Raw genomic sequence first — 13,979 nt, 5'->3', positions numbered from 1 at the left:
GCGCCGCTTTTTTGAGACATCAGTTTGAAGCATTGAAATCTATAGTTAGCGAAAAGCGATGGTTAGCGAAAACCCGGGGCTAACGAAAACCTAGTGCTAGCGAATCACGCCCTAACAGATTTACCGCCTAGAATAGTCATCAAGTCGTCGTTTTCTGGCTCTTGAGACGACAGCACCAGCAAAGACTCTAAGCTATTAAGGTGCGTGTATATCGCCTGCTTAGCCGCCTGCGCATCACCACTCGCCAAGTGCCCAAGCAAGTTCGCATGATCGCCTTCCAAGTAGCAAGAAGACAAGCCCGGACGCTTATAGAGAGCGATGACAATTGACGTTCTCAAGACGAGATCGGTCAACATCGCACCCAAGATACGATTAGGGGCATGCTGCGCAAGGAGATGATGAATGTTGAGGGAGTGTTCGATGCGTGACGGTTCGTCACCGTTTTCAAACGCCTGCTTTTCAAGGGCGACCTGCTTCTCTAACGCCTTGTAAGTCGCCACATCCAGCTTACCCGCCAACAGTGAGACAATCTCACCTTCCACTAACCTACGCGCGGAAAACGTCTCTCGCGTTTCGTCAATCGAAGGCGCTCTGACGCGGGCAACCTGGTTCGGCCGTTGGTCGATAACATGTTCAGCATCAAGCCGTGTTAACGCTTTACGCACCACTGAACGGCTGACGCCAAATACATCGCCGATGGTGACTTCAGGCAGTTTTGTATTTGGCGCCAGTCGCTGCATCAGTACCGCAGACCGGATGTGTTCAACAATATCTTGATCGCTAACGCGACCTTCTTTCGTTTTGGTAAAACCTTTCTTATGCCAGCCGAGGGTCATGGCCTAACTCTCTAATGAACCTCGACGAAACTTATCATGTTTACCCCTCGGACAACCACTCAGAACCACGCAAAACAATGCCTTAACGGGTAATCGAGTCGATATGAGGGCACAACCACAGCCTTACGACGGGTTGGGTAGAATAAGAATCGCTCGAAAATCGTTAACATTGGTTCGGGTTGGCCCTGTTACCACGAGGTTATCTAACGCATCAAAGAAACTGTACGCATCGTTACGGGCAAGGTAATCCTGGGCAGAAAGCGTTAATGCCTTAGCCCGCTGCCAGCACTCAGGCCCAATTAACGCGCCTGCATTATCTTCAGAGCCATCGATTCCATCGGTATCAATGGCAATCGCATAAATGCCATCACATCCTTTTAGCGTATCAAAAAGCCCCAGCAGGTACTCAACGTTACGCCCTCCTCGACCATTACCGCGCACGGTAACGCTCGTTTCGCCGCCTGACAGTACCAGCAGCGGACGAGTAATTTCAGACTGCAACTTGCACGCCATACGCCCTTGGGCAATGCCTAAATCTCTTGCTTCCCCCTCAAGATCATCACCTAACACTCTTACCTCTAGGCCACTCTCTTCGGCACTCAGCTGGGCGGCCTTCAATGCGTCGCGCGCGCGGGCCAGGATAGTCGATTTGTCCCGTGCAAATCCTTGGTTCCAGGTCTGAGGCGCACGATGATCGGCCATTAAATGACGCTTCACATGCTCAGGCACCTCAATCTCATGGCGGTTTAAAATTGCCAAGGCATCTAACGACGTTGTGTTATCCGGCAGCGTCGGGCCTGAGGCAATTAATGAAGGCACATCACCAGGAACATCCGAAATAAGTAGCGTCACCACTTGCGCGGGGTGCGCAGCGGTGGCCAACCGCCCGCCTTTAATTGCAGACAAATGGCGCCTTACGGTGTTTATTTCACGGATCGGTGCACCGCATCGAAGCAGCGCCTTATTCAGAGCCTGTTTGTCTTCTAGCGAAATGCCGTCCGCCGGCAGAGTCATTAACGCGGAGCCGCCGCCGGAGATGAGTGCGATCACTTGATCGTCTTCACCCAGGCCTTTTACTTCATCAAGCATGCGCTTAGCGGCTTGCTCACCCAGCGCATCAGGCATCGGGTGGGAGGCTTCCAGTACATCGATATAGCGACAGGCTGCCCCATGCTGATAACGGGTCACCACCACGCCTGTTAAGTCGACCTCTTCGCCTGACTCTCGAGCGCGTTTTTCCCACGCCAACTCTAATGCACGCGCCATGGCGGCAGCAGCCTTACCCGCGCCCACGACGACAGTTCGGCCTGGCGGTTTTTCAGGCAACTGGGCAGTTAATAAGCTATCGGGATGTACCGCAGCAATGGCCGTTTCGGCCAGTTGATTCAGCCACTGGCGGGTTGCCTCTTCACTGGTAAAAGGCGCCAAGCGAACAAGGGAATTCATCAAAAGACTCCTCGGGCAGGGATCAGGAAAAAGGCTCAGAAAGGAGCTTAGAAAAGAACGTAAACAAAGAGCTTGGAAAGCTTAGTAAAAAGAACTTAAAACTTAGTAAAAAGAACTTAATGGCAGGCCAACAGACGCTGGCCTGCCTGACAAAGGCGCGTTATTGGCCAACCTCATGGTCTGCCAGCTTTTCTAAAGCGCGCACAATACCTGCGTGATCCCAATCCTGGCCCCCGTTGGCAACACACGCTTGGAACAACTGCTGTGCATTGGCGGTGCCTGGCAATGACAGGTTTAACGTCCTAGCACCCTCTAACGCCAAGTTGAGATCTTTCTGGTGCAGACGAACGCGGAACCCAGGCTCAAAGGTGCGCTTGATCATGCGCTCGCCATGAACATCGAGGATTTTCGATTGAGCTAAACCGCCCATCAGTGATTCACGCACTTTAGCGACATCAGCGCCTGCTTTAGAGGCAAACAGCAACCCTTCTGCCACTGCTTCAATCGTTAGCGCAACCACAATCTGGTTAGCCACTTTGCACGTCTGACCTGCACCATGGCCGCCGATGTGGGTAATCGTCTTCCCAACAACGTCCAGGTAAGGCTTGGCTCGCTCAAACCCTTCCGTTGTTGCGCCCACCATGATGGTAAGCGCGGCGTTAATTGCACCACCTTCACCACCAGAAACCGGCGCATCGACAAACTCTCCGCCCGCATCGGTAATCCGCTTGGCAAATTCCTGGGTCTGCATTGGAGCAATAGAGCTCATATCAATCACCAGGGTGCCGGGCTTCAGGCCTTCAATCACGCCTTCCTCACCAAATAACACGCTTTCGACATCGGGCGTATCGGGCACCATGGTGATAATGACGTCAGACGCTTCAGCCACCGCTTTGGGAGAAGCGACTTCACTCATGCCTTTCTCGGCAAGCGCAGCATCCAAGGTACCGCGTTTAACAGTCATCAAAGAGTGACCAGCGTCGAGCAGGTGGCCCGCCATAGGACGACCCATAATGCCTAAACCAATAAAACCAATCTTACTCATAATTGTTCTCCATTCGCGTCTTCTAGAAACCAAGCTATTGTTTCTAAATGATTTAGATTTCCTGAGCTAACGACTATTTACTCACTTGCCTGTTTTAAGTCATACAGGGTTAACGCGCCTTATCTAACCAACCTAAACCTTCTACCGTCGTGGTCTTGGGCTTGTACTCGCAGCCGATCCAGCCGTCATAGCCAAGCTGCTGCAGGTGGCTAAATAAGAAGGGATAATTGATCTCACCCGTTCCTGGCTCATGGCGTCCCGGGTTGTCCGCCAACTGCACGTGAGCGATACGTGCAAAATGCTTTTCAATAGTGGGCGCAAGATCACCCTCCATGATTTGCATGTGGTAGATGTCATACTGCAGCTTTAAGTTATCGCTGCCGACTTCGTCAAAAAGTGCCAACGCCTGCTCGGTGCGATTAAGGAAAAAGCCTGGGATGTCACGAGTGTTGATAGGTTCTGCAAGCAGCAAAATGCCGGCTGCTTTGAGTTTTTCGGCAGCGTAGCGAAGGTTTTCGACCAGGGTACGGTGAGCTTCAGCATCACTAACGCCCTCAGGCTGAATACCCGCAAGGCAGTTCACCTGCTTGCACTCAAGCGCAGTGGCATAGTCGATCGCTTTATCCACACCGGCACGAAACTCATCTACCCGGTCGGGATGGCAAGCAATGCCTCGCTCGCCTGCTCCCCAATCTCCCGCAGGTAAGTTGTGCAGCACTTGGGTTAGGCCATTCGCATCCAAGCGCTGCTTGATGTCAGCTGCCGCATAGTCATAGGGAAAAAGGTACTCAACCCCTTTAAAGCCCGCCTTTGCGGCGGCCTCAAAGCGATCAAGAAAATCGACTTCAGTGAACAGCATACTGAGATTCGCGGCAAACTTAGCCATAGTGTTCTCCTAACGTTTTAGCGTCTTAATAACGACTTCAGCGACTTGCCTGAAAGCACCTCGGTGCCTTACGTCAGGCTGGCAATAGAACTCGGTGCATCGGTAAGGTTTTCAGCTAACGCTTCGAACTCATTAACCCCATCAAGGTCAGTGCCCATCGAGATATTGGTAACGCGCTCGAGAATGATTTCCACCACGACCGGCACACGGTATTGGCGCATTAGCTCACGCGCTTTCTCTAACGCAGGTGCAATCTCATCGGGTGTAGTGACACGCAGCGCTTTACAGCCAAGGCCTTCAGCAACCGACACGTGATCTACGCCGTACTCAGCGAGCGCCGCTTCTTCGTCGGTGTAGTTAATGTTCTTGAACGAGAGCTGGACACAGTAGTCCATGTCGAAGCCACGCTGGGCCTGACGAATCAAACCGAGGTAGGAGTTATTCACCAGCACGTGGATATACGGCAAGTTAAACTGTGCCCCAACCGCTAGTTCTTCCACCATGAACTGGAAGTCGTAATCGCCAGACAGCGCAACCACTTCGGCATCAGGGTCGGCACGGCAAACACCCAGTGCTGCAGGCACTGTCCAGCCTAGTGGCCCAGCTTGGCCACAGTTAATCCAGTGACGAGGCTTGTACACATGCAGGAACTGAGCGCCGGCAATCTGCGACAAACCGATCGTGCTGATATAGCGTGCATTTTTACCAAAAACCTTGTTCATCTCTTCGTAAACACGCTGCGGTTTCACCGGCACGTTATCGAAGTGCGTTTTGCGCAGTAGCGTGCGCTTACGCTCCTGACACTCTTGTGCCCAGGCACTACGGTTTTTAAGCTGTCCGCTGGCCTTCATTTCACGAGCGACGTCGATAAACAGGTCTAGGGCAAGCTTAGCGTCAGAAACGATGCCGTAGTCAGGCCCAAAAATACGGCCTATTTGCGTAGGCTCGATATCAACGTGAACAAACTTTCTATCTTTTGTATACGTTTCAACATTGCCAGTGTGTCGGTTAGCCCACCGATTACCAATCCCCATGACAAAGTCAGAGGCCAACATGGTCGCATTGCCGTATCGGTGCGACGTTTGCAGCCCTACCATGCCTGCCATTAACGGGTGGTCATCCGGGATCGTTCCCCACCCCATCAGCGTCGGGATCACCGGCACCCCGGTTAGCTCAGCAAATTCAACTAATTGCTCGGCAGCATCGGCATTGATGATGCCACCACCAGCCACGATCAGCGGCTTATCGGCTTCGTTGAGCATCGTCAATGCTTTTTCAATTTGGGCACGAGATGCTGAGGGTTTATAAGCCGGAAGTGACTCGTAGGTGTCCGGATCAAACTCGATTTCGCTCATCTGTACATCGATGGGAAGATCGATCAGTACCGGTCCAGGACGGCTAGAACGCATAAGCTGAAAGGCTTTCTGGAATGCGCGCGGTACCTGGGCAGGTTCCATCACCGTAACGGACCATTTGGTTACCGGGCCAGCAATCGTCTGAATATCGACGGCCTGGAAGTCTTCTTTATGCATCTTGGCGCGGGGAGCTTGGCCAGTGATACATAGAATCGGAATTGAATCAGCACTGGCAGAATACAGGCCCGTAATCATATCCGTGCCCGCGGGACCAGAAGTACCGATACACACACCAATGTTGCCAGCGGTTGTGCGGGTATACCCTTCCGCCATGTGTGAGGCGCCTTCCACGTGGCGTGCTAACACGTGATCTACGCCGCCCACTTTACGCATCGCAGCGTAGAAAGGATTGATAGCAGCACCTGGCACACCAAAGGCAACATCAACACCTTCTTTTTTCAGGACGTGAATGGCGGCTTCTGCAGCTGTCATTTTAGCCATCACAACTTCTCCTCGAAGAGTGAATACATTTAGTATTCATTTTTGTATTTAATTTTGTATACGAAACAATATTCAAAGTATGCGCCATCCGAAGCACTGTCAATATTTAATGGAAAATATTTCCACTAAATTCAGCAGACGCAATAAAAATCATTTTAAATCAAATATTTAATATGGATTATATTGAGTATAAACACGTACAAGGGAGCGCAAGTTTTACTAACGAAACGCTCTGGGTATTGGTAAAAACAGGCATGCCAATCGGACCGGTGCTTTTGTATCCAGTCCATACAGGGGGAAAATGGTGTAGATTTAATCCCGCACGCAGCGTGCTATTGCCGTCTGCAATACCTAGCCATCGCGTTTCGCAAGGGCTTGATCGTGCCCTAGCATATCGGAGATTGTTCTCGCGGCCTCTTGCACCAGCGCTTGCAGCTTGGTTCGCTCATCCTCGGCAAATTCATGCACAGGCACCATGATACTAACAACGCCCTCCACTACCCCATCATGGTTGTAGAGCGGGTAGGCAATCGATGAAATACCAAAGTGATAGTAAGAATCGGCAATGACATAACCACGCTGACGGTCTTCCTGAACTAAGTCCCATAGAACATCACGCCGGATGGGGGCACCGAGTTCTTTATTAAGTAGTTGGTCGTCAGGATAAAGCGATTCAAATTCCTCTTTTGAGAGATCTGTCAGAAGCAGTCGCCCTAGTGACGTGCAGTGCAGTGGAATTCGTGTTCCTACACTAACGCGACGAATTGTGGCGTTAGTGGCACCCACACGGGCCACATAAACGGCATCCCTTCCGTCGCGAACGGCAATATGACTTGAGCAGCCGGTCTGCTCGCATAGCGACTCAATAACAGGATGGCCTACCTGCACAACATCCAATGAGGCCACATATTCAAAGCCCAGTTTTAGCACGTTCACACCCAGCGAATACAATCCAGTGACCGGGTGATGGCGTAGAAACCCCATATGCTCCAAGGTCTGGACTGCGCGATACGACGTCGACTGGGGATAACCAACGCGTTTGACGATCTCAGCAAAACTCATTTCGCGATGATGACGATTGAGCTCCATTAAAATCGTCAGCCCGCGTTCAAGCGCGGGAATTAAATGTTTTTTTTCCTTATCACTCATGGCGGGTTAACTCACTTCGTTATTTGTATTATCGAGATAACGTAAACCCCCCAACGCCTGCGCAAATCTACCACTGGCCAATTGCCATTAATGATTTAAAGCAACATTGAGCATGCGTTAAGGAACTCAGCTAATACAGCAGCTATCACCTCTAGAGCGCTAGAAAGTGCTAGCTGCTGACGTCACAACGAGCGAGCTAGTTACTCAGACCACTCTCCAATCAACGCGCGCTCTTCATCTGTCATATTGGTCATGTTGCCAAGGGGCATGTATCCACTGGCCACGACTTGCTGAATGCTCTCTTTGTGATGCAAAATTTGCTCAAGGTTATCGTAGGCAAAGCCTGCAGGAGGAGCAGAAAAACCAGGCTGTGTTGGCGATTGGGCATGGCACGCAACGCAGCGCTGCTCAATAACCGCCTGCACGTCAGCAATATCTGTCCCACTCTCTGCACCAGCATTAGCTTGTTGATTTGCTGGCATCCCTATCCAAAACGCCACCATAATCAAAGCAACGCCTGCCGCAGGATAACCAGGCCGTATTTTCCCAGCATGCATCAACACGAAGTACTGACGAATTAATGCACCCGCAAAAATCAGCAATGCCATGATGACCCATGCATAGGCGTGAGAGTATGCAAAGGAGTAGTGATTACTGATCATTAATAAGACAACGGGTAACGTAAAGTACGTATTGTGTACCGAGCGTTGCTTACCACGTTTGCCGTCTAACGGATTTGGCGTTTCGCCAGCTTTCATCGCCTTAACCATGCGGCGCTGCCCCGGAATGATCCAGAAGAACACGTTGGCAGACATCGCCGTTGCCATAACAGCACCGGTCAATAGAAATGCGGCACGACCTGAGAACATGTGAGTACTCAGATACGCGACTACCACCATCATGATCGCAACACCAATACTTAATAGGCCATCGCGCTCCATGTTGGGGCTGATGCGCTTACACATTTCGTTATAGACCACCCACCCCATCAGCAAGAAGGTCAGCGCCAAAACGTTGGCCTGCCAGCCGGTCATATTGGCAGCCCACTCCCAACTACTATTGGGATTAACCAAATAAAAGCCAGGATTAAACATGTACAAAATGATGAATAAAGCGAAACCAGATAACCAAGTGGTATAAGCTTTCCAGAAAGACCAGTGGAGGTCATCAGGCAGCTTTTCCGGGCTGGTGGCATATTTCTGATTGTGATAGAAGCCGCCACCGTGCACGGCCCACATCTCACCAAACACGCCTTTTTTGCGGCAGTTTTCATCTTTGGGGGATTTTAAGCCGTTATCTAGCATGACAAAGTAGATAGACTCACCAATCCAGGCAATCGCGGCAATAACGTGTAGCCAGCGAAGCATAAAATTAGAAAAATCAATTAAGTAGGACAGCATGTCGGCTTCCTCGCCTCATTTGTTTGTTGTTAGTCGGCAGCATTAGGTTTTTTATCAGGGCTATTTTTATCGGGACTATTGATTAAGTCTCTTTAGCTGCCGCGATACGTAGAGTAGGCATAGGGCGATAGCAGCAATGGCACGTGATAGTGCTGTGTGGCGTCATTGACCCCGAAGCGAAGCGGTATCACGTTTAAGAAGGCAGGCCCGTTATCCGCAACTCGGCCAGCCTGACTGGCGAAGTAATCGCCTGCATGAAACGCCAACTCGTACTCCCCTTCTTGTAGCTCGTCGCCATCTAATATGGGATGGTCACAGCGGCCATCATCATTGGTGGTTACCGTTTTGAGGAAGCTGCGTTCGCCGTTAACGACACGATACAGATCAATTTTGACTCCCTCGCCTGGGCAGCCTTGCGCAGTATCCAGAACATGAGTTGTCACGTAACCCATTGTTTTCTCCAATATTTTATTAATGTAATTAGAGCTATTACCCTGTTTTTTCCCAATGCCTTACTTACAATAAGTAGCTCAACAGTGGGTAAGACGCGGCATAGCCCAAAACTCAATGACTACATTTCTATATAAAAAATCGACACATTTCAAAGAATTTTTGTATACATTTTTATTAGGAAGCGTTGTTCACCCTTTCCAGCGCCAAAATTTTGACGCTACCTTAGCTACTCAGATTTTCTTTCCTAGGCGACGACCAGGCATCTATACACAAGCCCCTCCCTGGCAGAGATATTTAAAAATAAATTAAAAATCAAAAGCTTGAACAAAAAATATGGTAGACGTAGCTGAGAAACCAGCATGCTATTTTTCGTATCAAGAAGCGCTATTAGCCAAATAGATGAGCATAAACAGGGCGAAATTATTTATTTTCAGCAGATTTTTTGTGTACAGTATTAACTTCAAAAATGAACAATAATTTCAAATTATTGAATACAACAACAATGGAGAGTCCCTTATGAGTGACGCAATTGCCTCGTCGGAAGAGCGAGCGCGAATAGATGGAAAGAGCACCTCCCTCTTTGATTTTTATGGAAAACCCAAATTCTTAAAGGTGCTGCCGCTTTCTCTTCAGCACCTACTGGCCATGATTGCTGGCGTGATAACACCGCCTATTATCGTTGCCGGAGTCGTTGGCGCGAGCGTCGAAGAAAAGCTCCTGCTTATCCAGATAGCGGTACTGGCATCAGGTGTCTGTACCGTGTTCCATCTATACGGTGTGTGGAAATTCGGTGCGCGCTTACCTGCTATCTTTGGTGTCGGCTTTGCCTACGTACCGACGCTTGTGGCAGTTGGCGCTCAGTACGGGATTGAAGGAATACTCGGCGCCCAGTTGATTGGCGGTATGACCATGGTCGTGGTGGGCTACTTCATCCAATATATACGCCACCTGTTCCCCCCTGTCGTGGCAGGAACAGTGGTATTGGTAATCGGTCTGTCGCTATATGACATCGCTATTCGCTATATGGCGGGCAGTGGAAACGTTAATGCTGCCAATTTTGGTGACCCCATTAATTGGATCGTCGCTGTCGTTACGTTGCTCACTGTCTTAATTGCAGCTCAATTTGGTAAAGGGGTGATTAAGCTCTCTGCCATTATTGTGGGCATTGTGGTGGGCTATTTACTTTCCCTATCGCTAGGCTTGGTTAATTTCGACAACGTAGCCAATGCATCCTGGGTAGCCGTTCCCAAAGTAATGCCATTTGAAATGGAGTTTCACGCAGCAGCCATCGCTTCGATGGTCGTCATTTGTATTATCAACTCTGTTCAGACCATTGGGGATTTATCTGCCACGACCGTTGGCGGCATGAACCGTGAGTTAAAAACAAAAGAGCTTACCGGCGGCCTACTCGGCAATGGTTTAACCACTACCGTCAGTTCTTTCTTCGGCGCCCTGCCCACCTCTACATTCAGCCAGAATGTTGGCATCGTAGCCATGACCAAGGTAATTAGCCGATACGTACTGGCGCTGGCAGGTATTTTTATGATTTTGGCGGGGCTCAGTCCGAAATTCGGCGCAATGATCACGACGATTCCTTACCCCGTTCTAGGTGGTGCAACAATTACCGTGTTTGGCATGATTACCATGACCGGCATCCAGTTGCTGGTTAAAGATGAGATGTCTGCGCGCAATATGACCATCGTCGGCCTTTCCCTAGCACTAAGCTTAGGCATCGCTGCAGAGCCATCAGCTATTGAGCAGTTTCCTGCGGTATTAAGAGACTTGATTGGCGGAGCGCCTATCGTTGTGGCCGCTATTACGGCTTTCACGCTGAATATCGTCCTACCCAAAAAATCTCTTTCAGATGAGGCTAAGGAAAGAGAAAAAATTGCTAACGAAGATAAAGACACGAAAGACGAAGCCAATAACCAAGGTAATAACCTTAGCCAACGTAGCGTTCATGCCGAATAATGATGTGTTAATTAGCTACAAGAGCATCATTTAAAACATGTACGACGCTTTAGAACTGCCGCTAGCCCGGCAGTTCTATTTCTCTATGCAGAACATAATAATGAGACTAATGGAGTGACACATGCACCGCTTAAACAATCTAACAATGAGAATGAGCTGGTCACTCGTTTTATTCTCTTTTCTGACATTACTGCTACTACTGAGTGGCACCGGCCTCTACGCGGTCAATCATAGTCAGGAAAGCATCGAGCAATTTACCAACGTCAATGTCAATCAACAATCGACACTGAACAGAACCAATTCATCGATACAAAATGTACGTTTACAAATGGGCCGCCTGTACGAAGAGCTGCTAGAGGCGCACCCTTCTCTTACTGCCGTTGAAAGACGCCAACGAGCGGATGAAATGCGTAATCTGCTTGAAAGCGCAGACAACGTGTTCGCTGAATTTCTTTCTTTATCATTCAACCCTTCTCATGAGCACTTCATTCGTGAAATAGAGAGTAGCTTCAATAGCATGATGAGTCACCAGCTACTTCCTCAACTTGACTCGCTTTACCAAGGGGAAACTACTGGCTACCAACGCCTACGCAATGGTACCCATGATGCCTATGACACTTTTTATCAAGATGCCGTTAATTTTTTTCATACGGTAGAAGACGAAGGTAATAAGCGTTTGGATAACTTCTCGTCAGTAGTCAACTTAGCTAATTCAACTATTGTCAGTGTATTCATCATCGCGCTAATCATTACTGCCATTGTCTACTGGGGCGTAAGCGTCAACTTAATTCGCCCAATGCAACGCATCAACGAGCACTTTCAACATATTGCTAAAGGCGATCTTTCTAGAGAAATTGAAGTGCATGGCCGAAATGAAATCGGCATTCTCTTCAACTCGCTACGCAACATGCAAAAAGATTTGTTGGAAACGGTGGCAACCGTGCGCCATAGCAGTGAAGAGGTTTTTGCAGGCGCACGGGGAATTGCGTTAGGCAACCAAGATCTCGCCTCGCGAACCGAGCGTCAGTCCGCGTCATTAACACAAACTGCCTCCAGTATTGAAGAAATGACGGCCACCATGGAACGCAACAGTGACAACGCAGCGCAAGCTAGCCGCGTTGCTCAAGAAGCTGCGCATAATGCACAGCAAGGTGGTGATGTCGTGACTCATGTGGTTAGTAAAATGCATGAGATACGTCATAGTTCGCAACAGATTACTGACATAATTGGCCTAATTGACTCAATCGCTTTTCAGACCAATATTTTAGCGCTCAATGCATCAGTTGAAGCAGCCCGAGCAGGTGAACATGGTCGAGGATTTGCCGTGGTAGCCAGTGAAGTTCGCCTGCTGGCAACCCGCAGCGCTGATGCCGCAGCGGATATACGTCAATTGATTGCAACGTCAGTAAGCCAAATAGAAGCAGGCACTCAACAAGCGGATTTAGCCAGTGAGTCAATGGTCGCCATTATGGAATCCGTTAAGCGTGTTACCACTTTGATGGATGAGATCGCCGTCGCTAGCGAGGAGCAACGTGTTGGCATCAACGAAGTAAATAGTGCTGTTGGCGAAATGGAGCAGACGACTCAACAGAATGCTGCCATGGTGGAGCAAGCCAGCACCTCCGCCACTCAGTTAGAACATGAGGCTGAACGGTTAACCGAGGTTGTGCTTAGGTTTAAACTCAACGCCAGCAGTGAAAACACCCAATCACATGCTCAGCTGACTTCGCTACCTCACCAAGCCGTACCTTGCACATAGAGCCAAACGCCATATACTGTATATATACACATATATGGCAACTCTAGTCCGTGCAGAGGTGGCAACTAATGGCTTCTTCCCCTTCCAGCGCTACCGTGTATAAAGGACGTGGTGCGACCTACGACCCGCATAACCGCTTTTCGCCAACTTGCAGCGTGGTAGAGGATGATGGCTGGTGGCATGAGGGGGCCACTACTTCGCTTGCAACGGAGATACGCGAGGAACCCAGCAAGAGCGCGCTTTCCTGGAACCGTTCACCGGATTTACCTTTTGACCGCTCACTCAACCCTTTTCGCGGCTGCGAGCATGGCTGCATTTACTGCTACGCTCGCCCTTCCCACGCCTACTGGGATTTGTCACCGGGGCTCGATTTTGAAACTAAATTAATCGTCCGCACAGGATTAGTTGAGCACTTAATAGACGAGCTTAGCCACCCCCATTATGTATGTCGTCCTATCAACCTTTCCGGTAACACTGACTGTTATCAGCCGCTGGAAGCGAAATACCAAACAACTCGTCGTTTATTAGAGCTGCTACTGGCATGTAGGCATCCGGTCACCTTGGTGACTAAAAGCACGCTAATACTGCGGGATTTAGACCTGCTAGCAGAAATGGCCGAGCATCGGTTAGTGCGGGTGTTTGTTAGCCTGACAAGTCTGGATGCCAATCTAAAGCGTACCTTGGAACCCCGGGCGGCCTCGCCTCAGGCGCGCTTAAAAGTGATCCGCGAGCTAAACACCGCAGGCATTCCAGTGGGTACGTTGGTCTCACCGATTATTCCTGGCCTTACTGACCACGAAATTGAACGCATTCTTGAAGCGGCCAGCCGCGCTGGCGCGCGCACAGCAACGTGGATGCTGCTGCGCCTGCCCCATGAAGTCGCACCAATGTTTGAAGCATGGCTACAAGCCCACTACCCCGAGCGAGCCGCTAAGGTAATGAGCCTAATTCGCCAATGCCGAAGCGGCCAAAACTACGATGCACAATTTGGTAAACGCTTCCGTGGTGAAGGTGTCTTTGCCGACTTGATCGCCCAGCGCTTTAATCGCGCCAGCCGCCAGTGGAACATGCAGCCACGCACCGAACAGGGCCTGAACACCCACGACTTTCGACCACCACGGGCGCAAGGGGATTTATTCATTTAAGCTAAGCCTTTTGATGTAGTAGCTTCCCGCAAA

General features: G+C 49.9%; 11 protein-coding genes. 3 read left to right on the top strand and 8 right to left on the bottom strand.

Annotation, left to right across the window (positions count from 1 at the left end; all coding sequences use genetic code 11):
* Positions 1-104 precede the first annotated feature (104 nt).
* The 8 genes from J4377_RS06630 to uraH all read right to left on the bottom strand — a co-directional run bounded on the left by J4377_RS06630 (position 105) and on the right by uraH (position 9,070).
* Positions 105-836 carry a GntR family transcriptional regulator gene (locus J4377_RS06630; protein ID WP_038483199.1) on the bottom strand — a complete coding sequence of 244 codons (732 nt, stop codon included), beginning with the start codon at positions 834-836 and terminating at the stop codon, positions 105-107.
* 123 nt (positions 837-959) lie between these two features.
* Positions 960-2,282: a glycerate kinase gene (locus J4377_RS06625; protein WP_253487495.1), complete on the bottom strand. Its 1,323-nt coding sequence runs from the start codon at positions 2,280-2,282 to the stop codon at positions 960-962.
* Between the two features lie 160 nt (positions 2,283-2,442).
* Positions 2,443-3,327, bottom strand: a complete 885-nt coding sequence (locus J4377_RS06620) for a 2-hydroxy-3-oxopropionate reductase (protein ID WP_038483193.1) — start codon at positions 3,325-3,327, stop codon at positions 2,443-2,445.
* Positions 3,328-3,436: 109 nt separating this feature from the next.
* Positions 3,437-4,213: a hydroxypyruvate isomerase gene (gene hyi, locus J4377_RS06615; protein ID WP_038483190.1), complete on the bottom strand. Its 777-nt coding sequence runs from the start codon at positions 4,211-4,213 to the stop codon at positions 3,437-3,439.
* 68 nt (positions 4,214-4,281) lie between these two features.
* Positions 4,282-6,069, bottom strand: a complete 1,788-nt coding sequence (gcl, locus tag J4377_RS06610; RefSeq protein WP_038483187.1) for a glyoxylate carboligase — start codon at positions 6,067-6,069, stop codon at positions 4,282-4,284.
* A 351-nt stretch (positions 6,070-6,420) separates the two neighbouring features.
* On the bottom strand, positions 6,421-7,218 hold the full coding sequence (locus tag J4377_RS06605; protein ID WP_009724987.1) for an IclR family transcriptional regulator: 798 nt from the start codon (positions 7,216-7,218) through the stop codon (positions 6,421-6,423).
* A gap of 200 nt (positions 7,219-7,418) precedes the next feature.
* Positions 7,419-8,618 (bottom strand): urate hydroxylase PuuD, encoded by a 1,200-nt coding sequence (locus tag J4377_RS06600; protein ID WP_253487488.1) that lies wholly within the window; start codon positions 8,616-8,618, stop codon positions 7,419-7,421.
* A gap of 92 nt (positions 8,619-8,710) precedes the next feature.
* The gene (gene uraH, locus J4377_RS06595) at positions 8,711-9,070 is read right to left on the bottom strand and encodes a hydroxyisourate hydrolase (protein ID WP_038483178.1); all 360 of its coding nucleotides are present in this window, start codon (positions 9,068-9,070) and stop codon (positions 8,711-8,713) included.
* A 517-nt stretch (positions 9,071-9,587) separates the two neighbouring features.
* On the opposite strand from uraH, the gene J4377_RS06590 reads away from it, so the two are divergent.
* From J4377_RS06590 to J4377_RS06580, 3 genes are all read left to right on the top strand, one after another.
* Entirely contained in the window at positions 9,588-11,042 is a 1,455-nt protein-coding gene (locus tag J4377_RS06590; RefSeq protein WP_253487486.1) for a uracil-xanthine permease family protein, read from the top strand.
* A gap of 121 nt (positions 11,043-11,163) precedes the next feature.
* Complete coding sequence (locus tag J4377_RS06585; protein WP_253487484.1) at positions 11,164-12,801, top strand: methyl-accepting chemotaxis protein; 1,638 nt, start codon at positions 11,164-11,166, stop codon at positions 12,799-12,801.
* Between the two features lie 68 nt (positions 12,802-12,869).
* Positions 12,870-13,946 (top strand): PA0069 family radical SAM protein, encoded by a 1,077-nt coding sequence (locus J4377_RS06580; protein ID WP_253487478.1) that lies wholly within the window; start codon positions 12,870-12,872, stop codon positions 13,944-13,946.
* The last annotated feature ends 33 nt before the right edge of the window (positions 13,947-13,979 follow it).

It is taken from the genome of Halomonas sp. XH26 (genome assembly GCF_024138895.1).
Classification (GTDB): Bacteria; Pseudomonadota; Gammaproteobacteria; order Pseudomonadales; family Halomonadaceae; genus Vreelandella; species Vreelandella alkaliphila.
This window is presented reverse-complemented; position numbering and strand designations above follow the sequence as displayed.

Coding starts and splice junctions, on each gene's coding strand:
- J4377_RS06630 (WP_038483199.1), bottom strand. CDS start 836: ATGACCCTCGGCTGGCATAAGAAAGGTTTTACCAAAACGAAAGAAGGT.
- J4377_RS06625 (WP_253487495.1), bottom strand. CDS start 2,282: ATGAATTCCCTTGTTCGCTTGGCGCCTTTTACCAGTGAAGAGGCAACC.
- J4377_RS06620 (WP_038483193.1), bottom strand. CDS start 3,327: ATGAGTAAGATTGGTTTTATTGGTTTAGGCATTATGGGTCGTCCTATG.
- hyi (WP_038483190.1), bottom strand. CDS start 4,213: ATGGCTAAGTTTGCCGCGAATCTCAGTATGCTGTTCACTGAAGTCGAT.
- gcl (WP_038483187.1), bottom strand. CDS start 6,069: ATGGCTAAAATGACAGCTGCAGAAGCCGCCATTCACGTCCTGAAAAAA.
- J4377_RS06605 (WP_009724987.1), bottom strand. CDS start 7,218: ATGAGTGATAAGGAAAAAAAACATTTAATTCCCGCGCTTGAACGCGGG.
- J4377_RS06600 (WP_253487488.1), bottom strand. CDS start 8,618: ATGCTGTCCTACTTAATTGATTTTTCTAATTTTATGCTTCGCTGGCTA.
- uraH (WP_038483178.1), bottom strand. CDS start 9,070: ATGGGTTACGTGACAACTCATGTTCTGGATACTGCGCAAGGCTGCCCA.
- J4377_RS06590 (WP_253487486.1), top strand. CDS start 9,588: ATGAGTGACGCAATTGCCTCGTCGGAAGAGCGAGCGCGAATAGATGGA.
- J4377_RS06585 (WP_253487484.1), top strand. CDS start 11,164: ATGCACCGCTTAAACAATCTAACAATGAGAATGAGCTGGTCACTCGTT.
- J4377_RS06580 (WP_253487478.1), top strand. CDS start 12,870: ATGGCTTCTTCCCCTTCCAGCGCTACCGTGTATAAAGGACGTGGTGCG.